Below are 20,160 nucleotides of genomic sequence, written 5' to 3'. Positions count from 1 at the left end.
AATTTTATTGAGGACTAATAATTAAATTTTTTGAGGCAAATAATGGAAATTGATATATTCAACTTACTGATTGCAATTTTAGCTGCGGTTTATTTTATGCTGCCTGCTTATGTGGCTAACCTTAGCGGTCTTGCATTTGGTGGAGGAACACCTGTTGATGGTGGAAAGGAATGCAAGGATGGTCGCAGGCTTATTGGTAATGGAGTAACATGGAAAGGCTTCCAGAATGGTACCATCATCGGAACCCTTGTTGGTGTAGTATTAGGTATTATAGGTACCTTCTTTGGAGATTTAAGCGTATTGACTGGCGGAATCATAGACCTTCCTGTTTATGGCAGTGTAATTGGCGGTTTGATTTTAGGATTCCTAATGGCTTTCGGTGCATTGTTCGGTGATTTGGTCGGAAGTTTCATTAAAAGAAGAATAGGTCTCCAAAGTGGAGAGCCAGCTCCTATTATGGATCAATTGGATTTCGTAGTAGGTGCACTCGTATTAAGTTTATTGGTAGTTAGAATCAGTTGGAAATTCTTCCTTCTTATTTGTGTTCTTTCCATTGTTCTACATTTAGGATCTAACACTGTTGCTTATTTGCTTGGAATCAAGGATGTTTGGTACTAATACAAACTTTTGGAAAAAGTTTGATCAAAATCTTTTCCAAGTTTCAAGCATTATCATTTTATTTTTTCATTCATCATCAAAAATATCCACTAACGGCTTTTGCTCATTTGTTTTTATGATTGGAGTTTCTTCTCTTTTCTTACCTTTATCGTCTCGTTTCTTAAATCTCCAGCCATATTCCTTTAACTCTTTTTCACGAACCCCGTACTTATTTGCCACCCATCTAAGTCCGTGCTCTTCAACTTCCGCCTTGACGTCTTCAGGGTCGTTGAAGCTTATCGGTTCGATGCTTTCATAATATTCAAGGACCTTGATTATTCTGTTATTAGGTATGTTGTTTGATTTAATCCATTCACTTAATTTCATGCCATGCACCTAATCTGATCTTTTCTTAATAAACTTAATTAATATTATTTATCTTCTTTCTATTACTTAATTATTCTCTATTGCTTGTGGATTTTCTATAGAAATTCATTTTTCAGTTCATATAATTCATATAATTATTACGATTTCATATCTTTTTTAATAATAAGTTTAAATATTATGAAAATAAATATTAAATACATTATGTTAATATAAGTTCTATATAAAATTAATTAAGTTCAGCATTTCATTTAAAGATTCATAATTAACTTATTAATAAAATTTTCATAGACTTATTCATTTTAAAAATACCAAAGTTAAGATATTTTACACAGATTATACAGATTTTAAAAATCAATTGTGGTGAGTATATGCATATTAAAAATACAACTAGTTTATGTCCTATCTGCCTCAAGCCATTAGAGGCTGAGGTTTATGAAGAGGATGGCAGAGTCTGGATTAAAAAGGAATGTCCGGAACATGGGGAGTTTAATAATACTTACTGGAGTGATGCTGAGCTATACAGCAGAGTCGATCAGCTTGACTCCATCACTCAAGACCTTGAAAATCCTATGGTGGAAAAGGTTGCAAAATGCCCTTCAAATTGTGGGATCTGTTCTGAACATGAATCCTACACAGTTTTAGGATTGATTGACGTAACCAACAGGTGCAATTTGAAGTGCCCTATCTGCTTTGCAAATGCGGCTGTTTCCAAAAAGTTGTTTGAACCTACTCAAGATGAGATTCGTCAAATGCTTAGGAACTTAAGAAATGAAAAGCCGGTACCTGCTCCAGCTATTCAATACGCCGGCGGTGAGCCTACCGTAAGGAAAGACTTGCCTGACTTGATCAGAATGGCTAGAGAGGAAGGATTCCATCACACTCAAATAGCTACCAATGGTATAAGAATCGCTAAGAAGGAAGGTTATGCTAAGGAATTGAAGGATGCCGGATTGAATACCGTTTACTTGCAGTTTGACGGTGTTACCGAAGAGCCTTATTTGATAGCAAGAAGCAAAAACCTATTGAATGTCAAATTGGATGCCATTAAGAAATGTAGGGAAGTTGGTTTAGGAGTTGTAATAGTACCTACAGTTGTTAAAGGTGTCAATGACCAGCAAGTAGGGGACATCATCAGGTTTGCCGTTGAAAACAGTGATGTTGTCCATGGTGTAAACTTCCAGCCTGTAGCATTTGCAGGAAGAACTCCTTCTGACCAAGTGGAAGAGCAAAGAATCACCATTCCTGATTTCTTGAAATTAGTGGAGGAACAGACAGACGGTCAAATTTCCAAGGACGATTTCTATTCAGCCACTTCTGTACAGCCAGTATCTGAATTCATTGGAGCTTTAAGAAATGAGGAACCTCCAGTGACATTGAACTGTCACCAACACTGCGGTTCGGCCACTTATATCTTTATGGATGAAGGAAAAATTATCCCTATTACCAGATTCATTGATGTCGATAAGTTCTTGGCTTTCCTAAACAAATATACTGAAAAGTTGGAAAACGGTTCATTTGCGATTAAACCTAGAATCGTGGCAAGTGCCGCCAAAAACTTCAAGAAAATCTTCAATGAAAAGGAAGCACCATCCAGTTTGGATATTAAAAGGATCATCTTCAATATCTTTAAGGACCAGTCTTATGATGCTTTAGGTCAATTCCATATAAATTCATTGCTCATTTCCTGCATGCATTTCATGGATCCGTTCAACTTTGACACTGACAGGGTAAAGGATTGTGTTATTCACTATGCTGTCCCTGATGGCAGAGTCATTCCATTCTGTACCATGAACTCAATCTACAGACAAGGAATTGAAGATGAGTTTTCAGTCCCATTGAATCAGAAGATGACCGAATTCAATGACAAAACTGGAAAGGAAGAGGAAGATAATGAATAGATAATTTTTATTATTTCTCAATTTCTTTTCTATTTTCATTTAATTTTCCATTTTTTTTATTAAATTGTTCTTATCTATTTTTTATTTCAGTTTATTCTATTTTTATGCCATTCTTTTTAAGACTTATTCCTATTTTTATAATAATTTTTACAATAACTTTATATAATAAAATTAATATATTAATATTCGAAATATTTAAGTTTGTTAAATATTTAATTAATTAAAATTATAGGTTTGATAATTGGACTTAAAGAAGATGAAATTGAAATTTTTTTTATCTGATTCAATTATTGGATTATTATAAAAATGGTCGTGAAATTATGATTATTAGAGCACCTTCAAGATTACATATGTCTCTTATTGACTTGAATGGATCTTATAAGAGAATTGATGGTGGTATAGGTCTCGCACTTAGCGATCCACAATTTGTATTGGAAAGTGAAGAAACCAATGAAAAAGGATACACATTAGAATTTGCCGATGGCATTAGAGAAGACTCTAAAGAAGAATGTATGGAAAAGATTCCAAAGGCTGCTGAAAAGATTGCAGAACTCTGCGGCATTGAGTCAGGGTTCCATTTTAAAGTTTTGGAAGCTTACCGTCCACACTCCGGATTAGGTTCCGGAACTCAAATTTCAGTTTGTACCGCTCATTTGATGACTGAAACCGCTGGAATTTTATCCGAAACAGGAGAAAAATTCACAAGCAGAGAATTAAGTGCTATGGTTGGAAGAGGAGGAACCTCCGGTATCGGTACCTTTGCACATGATTTGGGAGGTTTCATTGTCGATGGTGGTCACAGTCTAGAGGAAAAACCTGGATTCCTGCCATCTTCAGCGTCCAAGGCAAAACCTGCAACATTGATTGCAAGATATGAGTTCCCTGAAGACTGGAACATTTTGCTTGCAATGCCTGAAGTTGAGGAAACCATGCATGACCAAGCTGAAGTAAATGTTTTCCAAACATACTGCCCTATTCCAAAAGATGAAGTGGAACAGGTTTCCCATTTGATCTTGATGAACTTGCTTCCTGCATTGATTGAGAAGGATATCGTAACCTTCGGTTGGGCTATCAAGGAACTTCAAAAGGTCGGTTTCAACAAGCTTGAACACAGTTTGGATCCTCATTACTTGCCTGCTATGGAAGCAATGGATGAGGCAGGAGCTTATGGTACAGGTATCAGTTCATTCGGTCCTACATTATACACTGTCTTTGACGATAACAACAAGGACATTGTCAAGGCAGCAGGTGAAATAGTGGGAGAAAACCGTGTAAGAGTAACCAAAGCTCAAAACCATGGTTATGTAATTGAAAAATAGTTCAAATATTATTTATCTGTGCTATAATTGAAAAATAGTTTAAATGTTTTTGTGCTATTAGTTGAAAAATAGTTAAAGAACCTTTAACTATTTCTTTTTATTTTTTAAATCTTATTGAAAATTTTATATATGTAGTGAATACTATGGCTGAAATTAGAGGAAAGGTTTGGAATTTTGGAGACAACATAGACACCGATGTCATAATTCCTGGAAGATATTTGAGAACATTCAACCCAAAGGATTTGGCGGAACATGTTCTTGAAGGGGAAAGAGCAGACTTTACCAAAAACGTAGAGCAAGGTGATCTGATTCTTGCCGGCGAGAACTTTGGCTGCGGATCTTCAAGGGAACAGGCACCGGTAGCCATCAAGGCGGCAGGTGTTGAAGCTATCATTGCAAAGTCATTTGCCCGTATCTTCTATAGGAATGCAATCAACATAGGTCTCCCTGTTGTGGTTGCAGACATTGAAGCCGATGACGGCGACATCGTATCTGTTGATTTGGAAAAGGGAATCATTGTCAATGAGACCAAAAACATTGAAGTTGAATTCCAAGCTTTTGAAGAATTCATGATAAATATATTGTCTGATGGTGGTCTAGTTAAACATTATTTAAAGGAAAAGGAATAACTTTAATTAAATTGATTGATTGTTTGCTTAAAATAGTATTGGCGTACTAAACCATTTATTAAATTAATCAAACTTTTATTTTAAAGACCATCATTTTGAATATGTTTTTTCTTTATTTTTTAGATTGATTTTTTCATATTTTTTTCAAAATCAATACATAAGTTTATAATTAACTTAATCTATAATATTATAATAATCAATTAAATTTATTAATTTAAATTAATGACATAGCTATTTTTAATTATTTTTTTTAATTTTTCAAATTGAGAAAGATTATGATATGTTTGATTAATTGTTTTATTGAATCTTAAGATTTCAGATTGATTGTTGGCTATGTCATATGATGAATAATGAAAACAAAAGTGAGTGAGGTGAGAATATGGTTTGTCCAGTTTGCGGATGTGATGAGGCAGTCATTTTAAAGAATAAGCTCATCAAGGGCAAAAGCAAGGAAATCAGAGAATTCCTATTGAAATGTGACGAATGCGGTTCCGTTTATAAGGAAAGGATTGCCCAGGAAAATCCGAAGCCATATAGATTGATCATTAGTGAACATGAAGATACTCATAAGATATTTATTGACTTATTCCCTGATGAGGAACTTGCAGTCGGGGATTTCCTGATGTCAGAGCTTGGAAAGGTGAAGATCACTTCTTTGGAGCTTGAAGGAGAAAAGAGAGTTAAGAAAGCCATTGCACGTGAGGTAAGTACCATTTGGGCTTCATCTGAAGAGATTCCTGCACGTTTTGGCGTTTCAATCGACTTGCATGGAAAAGTTGCGTCATTCAAATGTGAAACCGAACGTGACTTCAAGATAGCGGTTGATGACATTCTTAAAATCGATAAGTATGTTGCAAGAGTTCATGTGATCAAGACAGAAGAGAGAAAGACTACCAAAGGTTATGCAAAGGCAAAGGTCATCAAGAGAGTTTATGCAAAGCCTGTCAAGTTCAATCATTATGATTATGACTTGACCAAATATATTGTTCAGGCAAAGCCTTTGGACAAGAAACCTAAAAAATAATTTATTTAATTTTTATTCATTTAATTTGGGATTTAATATTATCCCAAAAGAACTTATTTCTATTTTTAGATGATAATATGAAAGTGTTTATAGAGACTTACGGATGTACATTCAATCAGGCTGATTCTGAAATCATGGCAGGTATCTTAAATGTCAATGATATTGAGATTGCAGAGAGCTATGAGGAAGCGGATGCAATCATTGTGAATACCTGTTATGTAAAGTTGCCTACTGAAAGCAAGGTCATCAATAGAATCAAGGCTCTTCAGAAGGAATTTCCGGATAAGGAAATAATCGTTGCAGGATGCATGGTTGAAGTGGATCAAAAGAAGCTTGATGCCATAGGGCCAAACTGTTCATGGATAGGTCCCCACCAATTGAATAAGACTGCTGAAGTTGTCAAGTCAGCTGTCGGTGGAGAGATGCTTAGGGAGTTCGGCTTTTCAGATGAGCCTAAGGTTTGTGTTCCTAAGATACGTAAGGACCCATATATTCATGTTATCCAAATCTGTGAGGGATGTTTAGGTTCCTGCAGCTATTGCTGCACCCGTTTTGCAAGAGGACATCTCAACAGCTATCCTATTGCGGACATTGTCAAGGAAGCCAAAGAAGCCATTGAAGATGGCTGTGTTGAGATTGAGCTAACCGCTCAGGACACTTCCGCATTTGGAAAGGACACTGGAGAAAGGTTGGCTGATTTAATCAGGGAAGTGGCTAGTCTGGAAGGGGACTTTAGGGTACGTGTTGGAATGATGCACCCTAAAAACATTGGAAGCGACCTTGAGGATCTGATTGATGCATTTAAGATGGAAAAGGTGTATAAGTTCATTCATATGCCTATACAATCAGGCAGTGATGCAGTCCTGAAGCATATGAGAAGGAATCATACAGTTGAGGAATATAAGAAAATTGTCTACAGGTTCAAGGAGGAAATTCCAGACCTTACATTGGCTACCGATATCATCATAGGATATCCTACTGAAACTGAAGAGGACTTCCTGAAGACTAAGGAATTGATTGAAGAGATCAAATTCAATCTGATTCATCTATCCAAATATCAGCATAGGGAAGGTGCTACTTCATCTAATCTTGAGAACATTCCATTTGAGGATATGAAGAGAAGGTCCAAGATCCTATCTGACCTTAAGTTTGAAATCATTGAAGATGAAAACAAATGCCTTCAGGATAAGGAATTGAATGCATTGGTTGTTGAAAAGGGTTCCAAAGGAGGATTCATTGCAAAGACCGATTCATATGTTCCTGTGGTTGTTCATGATGTCGAGTTAGGGGAATTCATCAAGGTTCACATTGACAAGACAACCGGAACTTATTTGATTGGTCATAAGATTTAGTTCTTTTTCAATGACTGTTTAATATTTGATCAAAATTTTCTTTTTTTCTTTTAACTTGTTGATTTTTTAGATAAATTTTTTTCTTTTATTCTTTTCTTATTTTCCTTTTATTGAATTAATAATTCCCTAATGATTTTTTTAAGTATTTTTTTCTATTTTCCATCAATTTCATCATATAATTTTCATTATTTTTTTATTTAGAAAATTCTTAGAAAATTTAGGTAAAAAACTCTTTTAAAATTGACTATTTTTTGAATTAACCTTAAATTTATCTTGTATTTTTATTTTAAAGACTGATTAATATTTTATTTAGCTTTTAAAGAAAAATTTTCTTATTTTGCTTTTTTAAAGACTATATGTTCTTTATTTGATTAAATAAAGATATTTGGCTATTTATTTAAAGAATTAAGAGTTTTTAAAAGGTTTAATTTTTAAGAGTTCTAAGGCTTTAAAAATCCCATTTTTTATATATTTTCTATTATATTTTTCTAATGAGTTTTAATATTTCTCATTATTCGAAAATCTATATTTTTATTACTATTTTTTGGATAATAAGTGATTTAATGCCATTAAAAAAGCAAAACATTTATATACTATGTATAATAAACTTTCAATTGGAGGTGAAAATATGAGTGAATTACCAATCGCACCTGTCGGTCGTATTTTAAAAAATGCTGGCGCACAAAGAATTAGTGATGATGCAAAAGTTGCATTAGCTGAAGCTCTTGAAGAAAAAGGTGACGAATTAGCTAAAAAAGCAGTTAATTTCGCACGCCACGCTGGTAGAAAAACCGTAAAAGCTGAAGATATCAAATTAGCAATCAAATAATTTTGTTATCTCTAGTTTTTAACTGTTAACTATTGGCCAAGATCTTTATTGGCCAATTATTTTTTTTTTCAAATTTTTTATCCACTTTTATCTATTTTTAAATGAATTTATCATTATCTAATTATATTTCTCAATCTATTTTTTCCATTAAGTTTATATGCAATTATTAACATATTTTAATATGTCTATCATCTTAGATGATTGATTCTAGACCTCGGTTTTTAAGGTTTTTCGTTTTTAAAAAGAGTTATTTTTAATTGGAATTTTTCGATTTAAATTTCAAAAAAACTAGTTTTAGAAACATTTATATATAATTATAAACATATTTTAATGAGTAAGAAGGACCGGTGGTCTAGGGGTATGATACCGCCTTGACATGGCGGTGATCACGAGTTCGAATCTCGTTCGGTCCATTTGCCGTAGTAGTTCAGTTGGGAGAACGCCAGACTGAAGATCTGGATGTCGCTGGTTCAAGTCCGGCCTACGGCACTTTTTTTATCCAAGAATATTTAGTTTTTATTTATACGAACTATTTTTTAAAAAAGACAAAACTAAACCTAATTAAAAGAATAAAAACTAAAAAATTTCTATTTTAAAAAGAGTTGATTTATAATATTTAAAAAAAATAAGTAAAAAAAGAAGAAATTTCTATTTTAAAAAGAGTTATAAAAAACTTATAAAAATAAAATAAAAAAAGAAATTTAAAATTTAAAATTTCTTAAAAATGTTTAAATAAGCCTAGGGCCTGTTTTTTGATTAGGATCCACTTTCTGGTTGTCAAGCACATGATTAAGTTGATCCATAATTATGTGTCCTGATGAGGTTCCAATCTTGGTAACACCTGCAGCAAGGACATTATTTGCTAATTTATAGTTGTCAATCCCACCTGCCGCTTTCATTTCAAGGTGAGGTGCATTCTTTTTCATGATTCTTAAACTTTCCATCAAGGAATAGAAATGCTGTTTTCCATTGAAACCGCTTGAGGTCTTGACGAAATCAGCTCCTCCCTCTTCACACATTCTGGAAGCTCCTGCCATTTCATCTTCATTAAGAAGAGGGTTTTCAATAATTACCTTAAGGATGTGGTCTCCAACCGCTTCCTTGACTGCTGCAATGTCATTTTTCACATATTCGAAGTCACGTTCCTTGATTGCAGGAATGTTTGCCATCATGTCGATTTCATCTGCGCCGTCTGCAATTGCAGCTTTCGCTTCAGCCACTTTTCCTTCAGTGTTTCCAGCACCTAATGGGAAGTCGACAACAGTAACCACTTTCATGTCTGTGTCCTTCAATTCCTCTTTTGCCAATTTAACGAAATGTGGCAAGACTACAACTGCATAGAAAGGATATTCCTTAGCTTTTGCGAAGAATGCCTTCATCTCCTCTACTGTTGCAGTATTATCCAAATGAGTAAATTCAATAGCTTGTGCAAGTTTTTCAGCTTTGTTGATCATTTAAGTCATCTCCCTATTTTTAAAACGATTCTAATCTCCAATAAATATGATTCATATTAAATCAAATCATAATCTCCAATAAATATGATTTATCAATCTAATTTAATTTCAAATATTTTAAAAATATCATCCATTAAATTAATATTAGTTTTATATGTATATAATAGTTAGTTTAACTTCAAACTATATAATACTTTTGTCTTGTCTGATTGTTTCAATATTTTTAAGAAAATATGTGAAACAATCTTGAAACATTATCTAAAAATAATTTATTTATACTAATTTCTTAGACATATAAGGACCTTTACGTTCATATCCGAACTTACGGTAATAGTTTCTTGCCCCAATTCCGCTGATGATCAAAAGCTCTTCCTTGTTCTGGTCAATGCTTATCTCCTCTGCACGCTTAAGCAATTTCTCACCAAAGCCTGTGTGCTGACCAATGTTATTTCCTTTTTGACCTATTTTCAACATATTTCCGTAAACATGCAATTCCCGTACAATGGCTGTCTTATCATCTATCTCTTCCCTATGGGCTTTTGGGGAAGGCATTCTCAATCTTAAGAATCCTGCAAGGCTTTCCTCATTTATGTCTTCAATTGATAGGAAATGTTCCTGTCCATTTGTAGCAATGTAATCCTCTTCAAAGAGCTTATAATCATCAAGAGTGTACTCCTCTTTTGTCTTCTTATGGCCTATTTCCCTGCATCTTATGCATTGGCAATTGATATCCTCTTCCTCAAGACGGTTATAGACAAGTTCCCCCAGGTTTGATTTCTTGACCCCATCCTCAATCAATGTTGAAGGGATATCCCTTTGGATTCTCATGGTCCTTACCCATTTAGGAAGAATCTTCTTGATTTGCACAATCAGGTCAACTGCTTCCTCATCGCTATAAGGTCTGTATTTTCCTTCTTTCCATAATTGATGGAGTTCACTGCCTTCAGTTACAAGGCAAGGATAGATCTTTAGCATGTCCGGCTTGAAGTTCTCATTGGTGAATATTTCCTTGAACATCTCCAGATCCTTTTCTGGGCATTGCTCTATTCTAGGCTCCTCCCTTGCAAGTGGGAAAAGTCCAGGCATCATATGCATGGCTACCTTAACTCCGGAATCCCTTAGGATTCTGTTTGCATCAATGACATCCTCAACGGTGTGCCCTCTCTTGATCTTTTCATAAATATGGTTGTGAATGGTCTGAACCCCTAATTCAACCCTTGTGACACCCATATTCAGCATTCTGTCAACATGAGGCTCCTTGCAGTAGTCAGGTCTTGTCTCAAAGGTCATTCCAATGCATCTGACCTTGGAGCTTTCATTGATCCTTTGGATGTCATCTATAAGGACATAATCGCTTGGAGGATAAGTCTTAAGGGCATTGTTGCTGTATGGAGGATATTTCAAAAGGTCTTCCTTTTCAAATGACTCGATGTCATCGATTTCAGTGATGTTTTCAAGAATCACTCCGAAATCGCTCATTGCCTTAAGGCATTGGGAAACGAACCATTCCTGATAGCAGATATCCTTTGAAGGAAAGGTTCCTCCCATGATGATCAGTTCCACCTTATCGATGGGATGTCCTACCTTATGCAATTGCTTCAGGCGGTTGTAGCATTGGACATATGGATGGAACTTGAACATTCTGCCTCTAAGTGCGGCAGGTTCCTCACCGGTATAGCTTGGAGGTGCTATGTCGCTTTCCGGACAGTAATAGCATCTTCCGTGAGGGCATTGGTGGGGATGGCACATGACTGCAACGATTGCCACTCCAGAGATTGTTCTGGTCGGTTTCTTCTTGAGCAGATTGGAAACGATCTTCTTTTCCTCAAGGCTTGCATGTTCCAGGATTACAGAATTGCTCATAAATTTCTTCAGATTCCTATCTCTGCAGAGCTGTCTTTTTTCCACTTCAAGCTCACGGCGAGTGCTTATCTTTCCATTTATGATATCTTCTATGATAATTCGACACGCTTCTTCCATTCAGTCCACCACTGATAAATGTTCTTCATAATATTGTTTCTTATAATTATTTTAATTGCTATACTTATATTTGCCTCTTAAAATATTAAATTATTTTCATATATTATATAAATTTTATTACTATAAAAGAAATTTTTAGATAAGTTTATATAATTTTCAATTCATATTCTTAAATAATTGAGATTATGTTAAATTAATATTTTATTAACATGATTTCATAAGAATTAATAATTGAGGTATTAGAATGAAAATTAAACAATTATTAGGTATGATGGCTTTAGATGCCAATGCAAATGAAGTAGGTAAGATCGATGATGCTGAATTTGATCCTGTAGAAGGAAAAATCACTGCTATTACCGTTGTCCTCAAGAAAAACTTCATCTCTTCCAACAAAATCGAAGTTGACTTTGAAGATGTAAAAAGCATTGGAGATTATGTATTGTTAGATAAGGAAATCAACAAGGAAGCTGCAATTGAAGAAGCTGAAAAATCCAAGGAAGAAGTGGAAGAGGTTGAAGCTGAAATTGTTGATGAAGCGGAAGAAGCTGAAGAAGAAGCTGAAGAAGTAAAAATAGAATAAATTCAATTTTATTGATTTTCTTCTTTGAAGCGTTTAAAACTTATTGGTGATAACATGAGTTTTTGTGATATTCGAGGAGAAACCATTGACGTAGGCGCTTTTATAAGATATACAGGAACCGGTACCATAAGCAAAGTTGTTGACTTGAAAGAGGAAGACAACGAGCAATGGGTAAAACTTGATGAACCTGCATTGTGGTATGCAGCCGATTCTTTGGAAGTTGTCAACGAAAAGGACATCGTTGATGTTGAAAGCCTTGACAAGGACACTCTTGAAAAGGTCAAGGACATTAAGGAAAGCTATGAGGAACTCAATGCCAACTTAAATGACATTCAAGGATGTGAAGGTGGAGGATAATCCTCTTCCTTATTTTTTTATTGTCTCTTTTTTTATATTTTTACAAATTACTTTTTAGCAATTTAAATTTATTATAATCTTTTTTTAAAAATAGTAACAGATTTTCATTAATTATTATCTTTTTTAAAAAAAAGTTAAAGATAAAATTAATTATTATCTGTAAAGTTTTTGATCTTTGCAGCTAATTTTGGACCGATTCCTTCGACCTTTTGAAGCTCTTTTTCTGAATATGGCCTTAAGTCTTCGCCGAATGCATTGACCAATGCCCTTGCACGACGTCTTCCCAAACGTTTCACACCAATCACAAGAGGAATGATGTCTTCCTTCACACCATAATAAAGTCTTGCTGATAGGAAATCCAAGTCTTTTGAATATGAATACTTTCCAAGAACTTCAAGGGTATTCTTTGTAAATCTGACGAGGAGGGACGCTTCATAAGCGGAGCGTCTGGTGGATGATGAGTAAACATGATAGGCGTTTTCTATTTGGTACTCTGTCCTTTCATTGATCCATTCGATTAAGGATACCGCTGTAGCTTCAGGATTGCCTATATCAATGGCAAAGAGTCCGTAGCTTGAAAGCTTTTCACGAACAGGGTCTTTGGATTTTCTGCCTTTAAATGAAATGAGAGGCATGTCTGGAGTCTGTGACAATTGATATATGAGAGCCTCTGGGCTGAATTTGTCAAGATTGTTTGCATATTCCTTGATCTTTACAGCTGTTTCAACGCTATAGTTGGACCTTGCTATCAGATTTCCGAATGGGGTTGTCTTCAATCCGCTTGGTGTGGCTTGAAGAATCTGGTTTTGAATCAGGAATTCCAATGCATTCATTATCTCGAATTTCAAGCTCTCTTCAGCGAAGAAGCTCATGGAGGAATTTGCAGTCATCTGATATCCATAGAATGTCTTGGTGAAAAAGTCTTGAAGCTCTTCAGGAGTTTTTGAAAGGGTTGAAGCCACCTGTGCGATTATTTGCTTGAATACGGCATCCTTGTTCTCAATCAATTTGGAGTTTGTCGGTTCCACCTGCCCATTGATGTAACGCTCTTCAAGTGTTATGGCCTCTTCCATGGATTTTGCAACCAAATAGGAATATCCTGTATCATCGTATTGTGGCCTTCCCGCCCTTCCTGACATCTGTTCATAATCGAAGACAGGAATTGCCTGAGGTCCGTCTGAGGTCCATCTGGTGTAATCCCTAATGACAACATATTTTGAAGGGAGGTTGACTCCATACATCAGGCTTGGAGTTGCTGCAATCATCAGGATATTGCCGTTTCTGAATTCCTCTTCAATGATTTCCTTCTGTTCGCTGAAAAGTCCTGCATGGTGGAAAACAGCACCGTTTTCACAGCTTTCAGCCAATTTGAGACAAGTGGATGTTGGCCTTGATCCCTTCTTCTCAGGCACAGCAAGCAATCTGTCTGCAACTTCCTTGAAGCGCACTTTTTGCTCTGCAGTGGTTTTCCTTTTCAGCTTTCCGGCAACATAGCTTGCAAGGCTTTCTGTAAATCTTCTTGTTGAAACGAAGCTCAATGCCTGTGAATCATCTTCAATGGCCTTTTCGATGACCTTCACAACCACATCATTCTTGTTCTTTGTATTGAACATTTCAGTGTCCAGAACATCCTTGTTCAATGGGACTGGCCTATAGTCATGTTCCACAACAGTCGCATCAAGCCAGCTTTGTATCTCTCCCATATTCTCAAGTGTTGCAGACAATGCAATGATTCTTAAGGATGGATTGATTATCTTTGCCCTTGTGATTGCACATTCTATTGTAGGGCCTCTTGTGAATTCGCCGATCATATGGAATTCGTCAATGATCAATGTGTCGACTTCCCTTAGGGCATCCCAGGAAAAACGGGTCAATGCATCAAATGATTCAAAGACCATAACTGACAGGTCTGCAGATGATGGATGCTTTCCTACCTTGATTCCAAATTCCTCGAATTTCTTGAATTCCTTCACTTTCTCGTTTTGGATTGAGAGAAGAGGAGCGGCATAAACAGCTTTTCCACCATCTAAAATGGATTTGAGGGCAGCCATTATCCCAAGTACGGTTTTTCCGCTGGCGGTAGGAATGGCAATGACACAATTCCTATTGTTTTCAAGGTAGCCTGATTCAATCACTGCCTTTTGTGCAGGATTGAACTCCTCAATGTAGGGATAGCATCTATTGATGATTGTCTTGATGTTTTCAGGGATGTTTTCCATATAAATCAGTCAAATAATTTTTAAAATATTATTTCAAAATACATTTTTCATAATATATTTTATTTTAATATAAAATCTTTATTTTCATAGAGCATTTGATGAGTTTTAATAGTTTAAAGGAATCTAACTATAATTTTTCCTTTTTAAGGACGACTATGTCGGAGATTTTTGTATCAGGGTATTGTCCGTTTTCATCCTTTTCAACTGCCTTTGTCATGTCCCAGATGGTAAGCAAAGCCACACTAACACCTGTGATCGCTTCCATTTCCACTCCGGTCTGTCCGGTAAGTCTGCACTCGCAAGTTGCAGTGATTTCGGTTTCTCCAACATCAAACTCTATTTCGATTCCACTAAGATTCAATGGATGGCATAGTGGGATGATGTCTGATGTCTTCTTGACAGCCTGAATTCCAGCAATCTGTGCGGTTGTCAATACATTTCCCTTTTTGATTTCCGCATTCTTGATCATTTCAATTGTTTCCTTTTGAAGATGAATCTTTCCGCTTGCAACAGCAGTTCTTCTTTGCTGTGGCTTTTCTCCAACTTCCACCATATGAACTCCAGTTTCAGTTAGATGAGTAAATTCCTTTTCTCCCATTTGATAACCTCTACTAATTGATAATTTGATAAATATTTTTTAGCTTCAATTTCTAATTCATAAATTTTGCTTGATTTTATTTCTATTTTAACTTTTATTTTTCATTATTAATAACTATTATCTAAAATCTGATTGTAATTTCGCTAAATAATTATTATTTTCTAATTTAAATGAAATTTATTAACTTAAATCAATTTTACAATGTTCTTATCATTTTTCACTTTGATTGTGTATTCTAAAGCATTTGTAATTTTCAATTCAATTCATCATAAGGCAATTTGGTTTGCCCGAAGTCCATTGCCCTATTTCTCGCATTTGACTTGAACTTTTCCATAAGCTCCTCATCACCCAATATCCTATCAATGGTATTTGCCAAATCTGATGCATCATTCGGATCAATCAATAGGCCGACCTCTTCTGTTATTATCTCCCTTATTCCGCCGACATCACTTCCAATGACTGGCTTTCCACATGCCAAGGCTTCAATGAGCACAAGTCCGAAACTTTCACTATGGGATGGCAAGACAAGGAGATCACAGCTTGGGATGATGTCTTCAACATCATTTCTGGAACCTGTAAAGTATACGTTGTCAATATTTCCATTGGAATGTTCCTTTTCATATCTTTTCTTCAGATCTTCAAGATGAGGGCCGTCACCTACAATGACAAGATTGGCTGATGTGTCCATAATTTCTTTAGCTTCAATCAGCAGGTCAACATTCTTTCTTTTAATTATATTTCCGATGAATAAAATGATAGGTTTGTCTTCTTCTATGTTGAATTCTTTGACCAATTCTTTCTTAAATTTACTTTCGTTTTCTTTTGTAGTTTTAAACTTATTGACATCTACACTATTCCAGTGCAATTTAGTCTTTTCTTCAATATTTGGGATTTTGGTGTTTATGATTTCATCTTTCAATGCATTGCTTACTGCAAGAACAACATCCGCATCCTTAAGCACTTTTTTGATAAGAGGTCGTGTGAAGGCTTGCTTCTTATAGAGTTCGAACATGTCTGATCCGTGGGAGGTCACATAGGTTTTGGTTTTGGTCGCTTTTCCAGCCCTTACGCTTGCCCATCCTGCAGGGAAAAGGTAGTGTCCATGGATTATGTCAATGTTTTCCTCTTTGATTAGCCTTTTAAGTTCCTTTTTGGCATTGATTGCAAAGAATAATCCTCTAAGTCCTGGAATGTTTACCCCTTTAGTGCCGATAACATGGATTCCATCAATGTCCTTGATGTCCTTGTGGGGATAGGTGATGACATAGACCTCATGGCCTTGTTTTATTAATTCCTTTGCCAATGTGTGTATATGAACTCCAACTCCTCCAATGTGTGGTGGAAACTGTCCGACCATTGCAATTTTCATATTTTACCTCTTATAAAAAGTTTATTGATTATTATTTTTGATAGAATGAATTTTATTTAGAAAAATTCTAATTATTATAATATATTTTATTAATTCTATTTATTTTTATTTTAAAAAAAGTTTAGAAATTTATTTTATTTTTATTTAAAAAATAGTCTTAAAGAAATTAGAAATAGTTTAAAGATAGTTTAAAAATAAGAGATAAAGAAAAGATAGTTAAAAAATATTAAAAAATAGTAAAAAAAGAAAAATTATAGAAAATTGTAAATGCAATTATTCTAATCTTTCTAATAGTTCTTTAAGAGTTGGAGCACCAATAAATGCTAAGCTGTTGTTGATTGCAATTGCAGGTACTGCATGTACCCCGTAATCAATAGCTAAATCCCTGTTTGCAGGATCAGCAATGGAGAGGATTTGCACATCTATTTTGTCACCTAATTTTTCTTTTGCTTCTTCAACAACTTTCACAGCACCTGGACAATGTGGACAGGTTGGTGAGGTAAATACTTCTATTTTGTGTACCATTTTATCACCTTTGATTTTAATAATTTAATTAAGTTTTATTTGTATATAGTTAAATTGTAATTATAAATTCATAAAATCCTTATTTTACAAATTTATTTATATATTATTGTTCGTTAGTATATAAATATTCCTATTTAAACAGTAATCCTATAATTCCAAATTGAATATCTTGTTTTCGCTTAAGGTTTCAGTCAAGCTTTTTTTGGATTTTGGATAATTGGTTGCAGTGTAATTGGTCACATTGGCTTTTGAAGCGGCCAATTCGATTGCCTTATTCTTGTTTCCGATCTTGTCGACCAATCCAAGATTCTTGGCTTCGTTTCCATTGTACTTTTTGCCGTGAGCAAGTTTTGCAAGGTAATTAGGTTCCAAATCCCTGTTTTTAGCTATCATCTTAATGAATTGGGTGTAATCCTGGTCAATCATTTTCTGACCGTTTGCAAGGTTGTCAGGATTTGTCTCGTTGGATTTCTTTAATTTGAGATAATCCTCATTGTACACTCCGGTAAGCTTGACCTTGGAGTATTTTCCGCTGTCAATATAGCTGAGGCCGATTCCTCCAACAGATGATGATGTGCTTGCAACAATGGAATCCGCACCGCTTGCAATGAGATAGCTTTCATCCAATCCCTTGTCTCCAATGTATGCAACGACAGGCTTGTCTGAATTCTTGATGATTTCAGCTATTTCCTGGCATGCCACCTGGCTTCCGCCTTTGCTGTTTATGTCCAAAACGATGGCTTTTACGCTTGGATTTGAATTTGCATCATTCAATGCATTTTCAATATGGCTTGCGCTGGTATATATCTTTGTGGAGTTTGATGAATCGTATGTGACTGCACCATTGATTGTTATGACAGCTATTTCATCTTGCTGTTCAACCAAATTGCCGAATGGCAGGATAAGAACTAAAAGCAACACTATGGCCAATATGATAAAGGCACCTATTCCTATGCTAAGCCAATCTATATTGTTTTCACTCATAGTATCACATCTTAGTTTTATTTAAAATCATCATTTTTTTTTAAAATCTTCATTGAATTTAATTATTATATTTAAAAAAATATTGTATTATAATATATTTACTTACATTAATATAAAGTTTATTTTTTTATAAAAATTAGTTTAGAGAATTTTGGTAATTTGATTTATTTTTTTTTAAAAATTAGTTTAGAGTTTTTTTAAAATTTTATTATAATTACATTAACTATATATCATTTGATTTTAAGAGTATTATATATATTATATTAGGATTTTAGGTGATTATTTTGAGCAAAAAAGTATTGTCTCCAGGTTCTGCAACAATCATTAATGCGATTTCAACCGGTTTCGGCTCTGCATTTGGAATAGGCCTTGCAATTGAGGCTGAAGCCAAGTTTTCAAAGGTTGGCGTCAACTGCACATCAGATATAGGTGCTGACCCTCATCTGATGAACCTATGTGTGGAAAAGGTTTTTGATCATTATGGGATAGGCAGTGCCTTGGATTTTGATGAAATAATACCTAGCCTGGATTTTGGAAATGGACAAGGTATTGAAGTCACAACAAAATCCACTTTGCCTTTAGGCTCAGGGCTTTCTTCAAGCAGTGCATTGTCCAATGCAGTCGTCATGGCTACCGCTGCATTGATTGCAGGGGAATTTTGCCTGGAGCCATTGAAGGATATGCAGATAATCAACTTTGGAATTGAGGCATCTCTTGAAGCTGGAGTAACAATTACCGGAGCTTTTGATGATGCCACAGCATCATTCTTTGGAGGAGTTACCGTAACAGACAATCTCAACCGTGAGATTTGGCTTCAGGAAAAAATGCCTGATTATGATGTCCTGGTTTTCATGCCGAATGAGGAATCCCTAAGCGGATCTTCTGATGTTGATAGGATGAAATTGGTTGCTCCATTTGTCAGTATGGCATTTGAAAAGGCAATGGATAAGGAGTATCTGGAAGCATTGACCTTGAATGGCCTTTTATATGGAAATGCATTAGGATTTGACAATGACATTGCACTTGATGCGCTTCAGGCTGGAGCACTTGCTTCAGGATTGTCCGGAACAGGATCTTCATTTGTAGCTATTGTGGATGAGAGCTCCATCGATGAAGTTAAAGATGCTTGGGATGCCTTTGAGGGAAGAGTCATTGAAACAAAAGTGGATAATCAGGGAACCAGATTCATTTAAAGATTGAAACTTATTAAATAATCATTAGAATAGGGAGTTTTTGCTATGAAAAAGTTTTTAAACGTAAATGGTATTGAAATTTGTATAGATGACACAGAAGAGGGTGAAAATGCGTTATTGCTTATTCACGGGCTTACAGGTGATAAGACAACCATGTATCCGATAAGGGACATGTTTAAAGATGATTATCGTGTGATTACAATTGATACAAGAGGTCATGGTGAATCAACACGCCCTAAGGAATATACAATCGATGACCATGCAGATGACGTACATGGAATCATTAAGGAATTGGGATTGGAAAAAGCCAATGTTCTAGGATATTCAATGGGTTCCTACATTGCCCTTAGGGCAGCTGAAGTGAAATCCGATGACATTGACCATCTGATTTTAGCATGCACTAAGCCTAACGGAAAGACTTCATCAGTTGCAAGACTTTTAAAGGAAGCAGATCTTGACATCACTCAAGTTAGCCAGGAAGAAATGATGGCTGTAATATTAAAGGCAAGTCTCGCTCCACAAACCTATGAAAAAGCCATCAATGGTGAATTCAATATTGATGAGATATTGAATGGTGAGGAAAGCTATGAATTGAATGAGGAGGAAAAGGCTGCAGAAGATGCATCCTTGGCTAATTTCGACAATTCAAATGATTATGACAAGGTAACTTGCAAGACATTGGTCATTGGTGCTGAGTATGATGGAATCAACCCACCTGAATTGGGTCGTGAAGTGGCTGATGGCATAGATGGTGCAGAATTCGCATTGATTAAGGATGCAGGTCATATGGCCTTTGCGGAACAGTCTGAAGAGTTCCAGAAAGTTATCAATGAGTTCTTAAATCAATAAAATTTTGATTATTTGGA

At 35.3% G+C, this 20,160-nt stretch carries 19 protein-coding genes and 2 tRNA genes; 13 read left to right on the top strand and 8 right to left on the bottom strand.

Annotated features, from left to right (window positions below; all coding sequences use genetic code 11):
* Positions 1 to 42 precede the first annotated feature (42 nt).
* Entirely contained in the window at positions 43 to 618 is a 576-nt protein-coding gene (locus tag IJE13_RS02605) for a CDP-2,3-bis-(O-geranylgeranyl)-sn-glycerol synthase (protein WP_292776707.1), read from the top strand.
* 66 nt (positions 619 to 684) lie between these two features.
* Here the strand turns inward: IJE13_RS02605 and IJE13_RS02600 are convergent, their stop codons facing one another.
* A complete protein-coding gene (locus IJE13_RS02600) occupies positions 685 to 984 on the bottom strand; it encodes a hypothetical protein (protein WP_292776705.1) in 300 nt (99 codons plus the stop codon).
* Between the two features lie 368 nt (positions 985 to 1,352).
* Between IJE13_RS02600 and tes the strand changes: the two genes are divergently transcribed.
* The 8 genes from tes to IJE13_RS02560 all read left to right on the top strand — a co-directional run bounded on the left by tes (position 1,353) and on the right by IJE13_RS02560 (position 8,524).
* Positions 1,353 to 2,882: a tetraether lipid synthase Tes gene (gene tes / locus IJE13_RS02595; RefSeq protein WP_292776703.1), complete on the top strand. Its 1,530-nt coding sequence runs from the start codon at positions 1,353 to 1,355 to the stop codon at positions 2,880 to 2,882.
* A 320-nt stretch (positions 2,883 to 3,202) separates the two neighbouring features.
* A complete protein-coding gene (locus IJE13_RS02590) occupies positions 3,203 to 4,201 on the top strand; it encodes a beta-ribofuranosylaminobenzene 5'-phosphate synthase (protein ID WP_292776701.1) in 999 nt (332 codons plus the stop codon).
* Positions 4,202 to 4,344: 143 nt separating this feature from the next.
* Positions 4,345 to 4,830, top strand: a complete 486-nt coding sequence (gene hacB, locus IJE13_RS02585; RefSeq protein ID WP_292776699.1) for a homoaconitase small subunit — start codon at positions 4,345 to 4,347, stop codon at positions 4,828 to 4,830.
* Positions 4,831 to 5,209: 379 nt separating this feature from the next.
* Positions 5,210 to 5,854, top strand: coding sequence for an HVO_0476 family zinc finger protein (locus IJE13_RS02580; protein ID WP_292776697.1), 645 nt, complete (start codon positions 5,210 to 5,212; stop codon positions 5,852 to 5,854).
* A gap of 77 nt (positions 5,855 to 5,931) precedes the next feature.
* Positions 5,932 to 7,206: a tRNA (N(6)-L-threonylcarbamoyladenosine(37)-C(2))-methylthiotransferase gene (locus tag IJE13_RS02575; protein WP_292776696.1), complete on the top strand. Its 1,275-nt coding sequence runs from the start codon at positions 5,932 to 5,934 to the stop codon at positions 7,204 to 7,206.
* Between the two features lie 628 nt (positions 7,207 to 7,834).
* Positions 7,835 to 8,035 (top strand): histone family protein, encoded by a 201-nt coding sequence (locus IJE13_RS02570; RefSeq protein WP_012956484.1) that lies wholly within the window; start codon positions 7,835 to 7,837, stop codon positions 8,033 to 8,035.
* A 341-nt stretch (positions 8,036 to 8,376) separates the two neighbouring features.
* Positions 8,377 to 8,448: transfer RNA gene (locus IJE13_RS02565), tRNA-Val, on the top strand.
* 3 nt (positions 8,449 to 8,451) lie between these two features.
* Positions 8,452 to 8,524 (top strand) — tRNA-Phe (locus IJE13_RS02560).
* Between the two features lie 239 nt (positions 8,525 to 8,763).
* Here IJE13_RS02560 and deoC read toward each other — a convergent pair.
* Together deoC and IJE13_RS02550 are read right to left on the bottom strand one after the other, a co-directional pair.
* Positions 8,764 to 9,489 carry a deoxyribose-phosphate aldolase gene (gene deoC / locus IJE13_RS02555; RefSeq protein WP_292776686.1) on the bottom strand — a complete coding sequence of 242 codons (726 nt, stop codon included), beginning with the start codon at positions 9,487 to 9,489 and terminating at the stop codon, positions 8,764 to 8,766.
* 273 nt (positions 9,490 to 9,762) lie between these two features.
* On the bottom strand, positions 9,763 to 11,469 hold the full coding sequence (locus IJE13_RS02550; protein ID WP_292776684.1) for a tRNA uridine(34) 5-carboxymethylaminomethyl modification radical SAM/GNAT enzyme Elp3: 1,707 nt from the start codon (positions 11,467 to 11,469) through the stop codon (positions 9,763 to 9,765).
* Positions 11,470 to 11,713: 244 nt separating this feature from the next.
* Between IJE13_RS02550 and IJE13_RS02545 the strand changes: the two genes are divergently transcribed.
* Positions 11,714 to 12,049 (top strand): PRC-barrel domain-containing protein, encoded by a 336-nt coding sequence (locus IJE13_RS02545; protein ID WP_292776682.1) that lies wholly within the window; start codon positions 11,714 to 11,716, stop codon positions 12,047 to 12,049.
* A gap of 54 nt (positions 12,050 to 12,103) precedes the next feature.
* Entirely contained in the window at positions 12,104 to 12,406 is a 303-nt protein-coding gene (locus tag IJE13_RS02540; RefSeq protein WP_292776679.1) for a DUF2098 domain-containing protein, read from the top strand.
* A 146-nt stretch (positions 12,407 to 12,552) separates the two neighbouring features.
* Here IJE13_RS02540 and IJE13_RS02535 read toward each other — a convergent pair whose 3' ends face one another.
* The 5 genes from IJE13_RS02535 to IJE13_RS02515 all read right to left on the bottom strand — a co-directional run bounded on the left by IJE13_RS02535 (position 12,553) and on the right by IJE13_RS02515 (position 18,101).
* A complete protein-coding gene (locus IJE13_RS02535) occupies positions 12,553 to 14,634 on the bottom strand; it encodes a DEAD/DEAH box helicase (protein WP_292776799.1) in 2,082 nt (693 codons plus the stop codon).
* Between the two features lie 118 nt (positions 14,635 to 14,752).
* Positions 14,753 to 15,223 carry a cyclic pyranopterin monophosphate synthase MoaC gene (gene moaC / locus IJE13_RS02530; RefSeq protein ID WP_292776676.1) on the bottom strand — a complete coding sequence of 157 codons (471 nt, stop codon included), beginning with the start codon at positions 15,221 to 15,223 and terminating at the stop codon, positions 14,753 to 14,755.
* A gap of 253 nt (positions 15,224 to 15,476) precedes the next feature.
* Positions 15,477 to 16,592, bottom strand: a complete 1,116-nt coding sequence (locus IJE13_RS02525) for a glycosyltransferase family 4 protein (RefSeq protein ID WP_292776674.1) — start codon at positions 16,590 to 16,592, stop codon at positions 15,477 to 15,479.
* A gap of 273 nt (positions 16,593 to 16,865) precedes the next feature.
* Positions 16,866 to 17,117, bottom strand: coding sequence for an MJ0307 family thioredoxin (locus IJE13_RS02520; RefSeq protein WP_292776672.1), 252 nt, complete (start codon positions 17,115 to 17,117; stop codon positions 16,866 to 16,868).
* Positions 17,118 to 17,264: 147 nt separating this feature from the next.
* Positions 17,265 to 18,101, bottom strand: a complete 837-nt coding sequence (locus IJE13_RS02515; protein WP_292776669.1) for a S49 family peptidase — start codon at positions 18,099 to 18,101, stop codon at positions 17,265 to 17,267.
* 284 nt (positions 18,102 to 18,385) lie between these two features.
* Here IJE13_RS02515 and IJE13_RS02510 point away from each other — a divergent pair, with 284 nt between their 5' ends.
* Positions 18,386 to 19,294: a shikimate kinase gene (locus tag IJE13_RS02510; RefSeq protein ID WP_292776666.1), complete on the top strand. Its 909-nt coding sequence runs from the start codon at positions 18,386 to 18,388 to the stop codon at positions 19,292 to 19,294.
* A 45-nt stretch (positions 19,295 to 19,339) separates the two neighbouring features.
* Complete coding sequence (locus IJE13_RS02505) at positions 19,340 to 20,143, top strand: alpha/beta hydrolase (protein WP_292776663.1); 804 nt, start codon at positions 19,340 to 19,342, stop codon at positions 20,141 to 20,143.
* The last annotated feature ends 17 nt before the right edge of the window (positions 20,144 to 20,160 follow it).

The sequence above is a fragment of the Methanobrevibacter sp. genome (assembly GCF_017410345.1).
Taxonomy (GTDB): domain Archaea; phylum Methanobacteriota; class Methanobacteria; order Methanobacteriales; family Methanobacteriaceae; genus Methanobrevibacter.
Note: the sequence above shows the minus strand (reverse complement) of the source record. Positions and strands in the feature narration are given on the sequence as shown.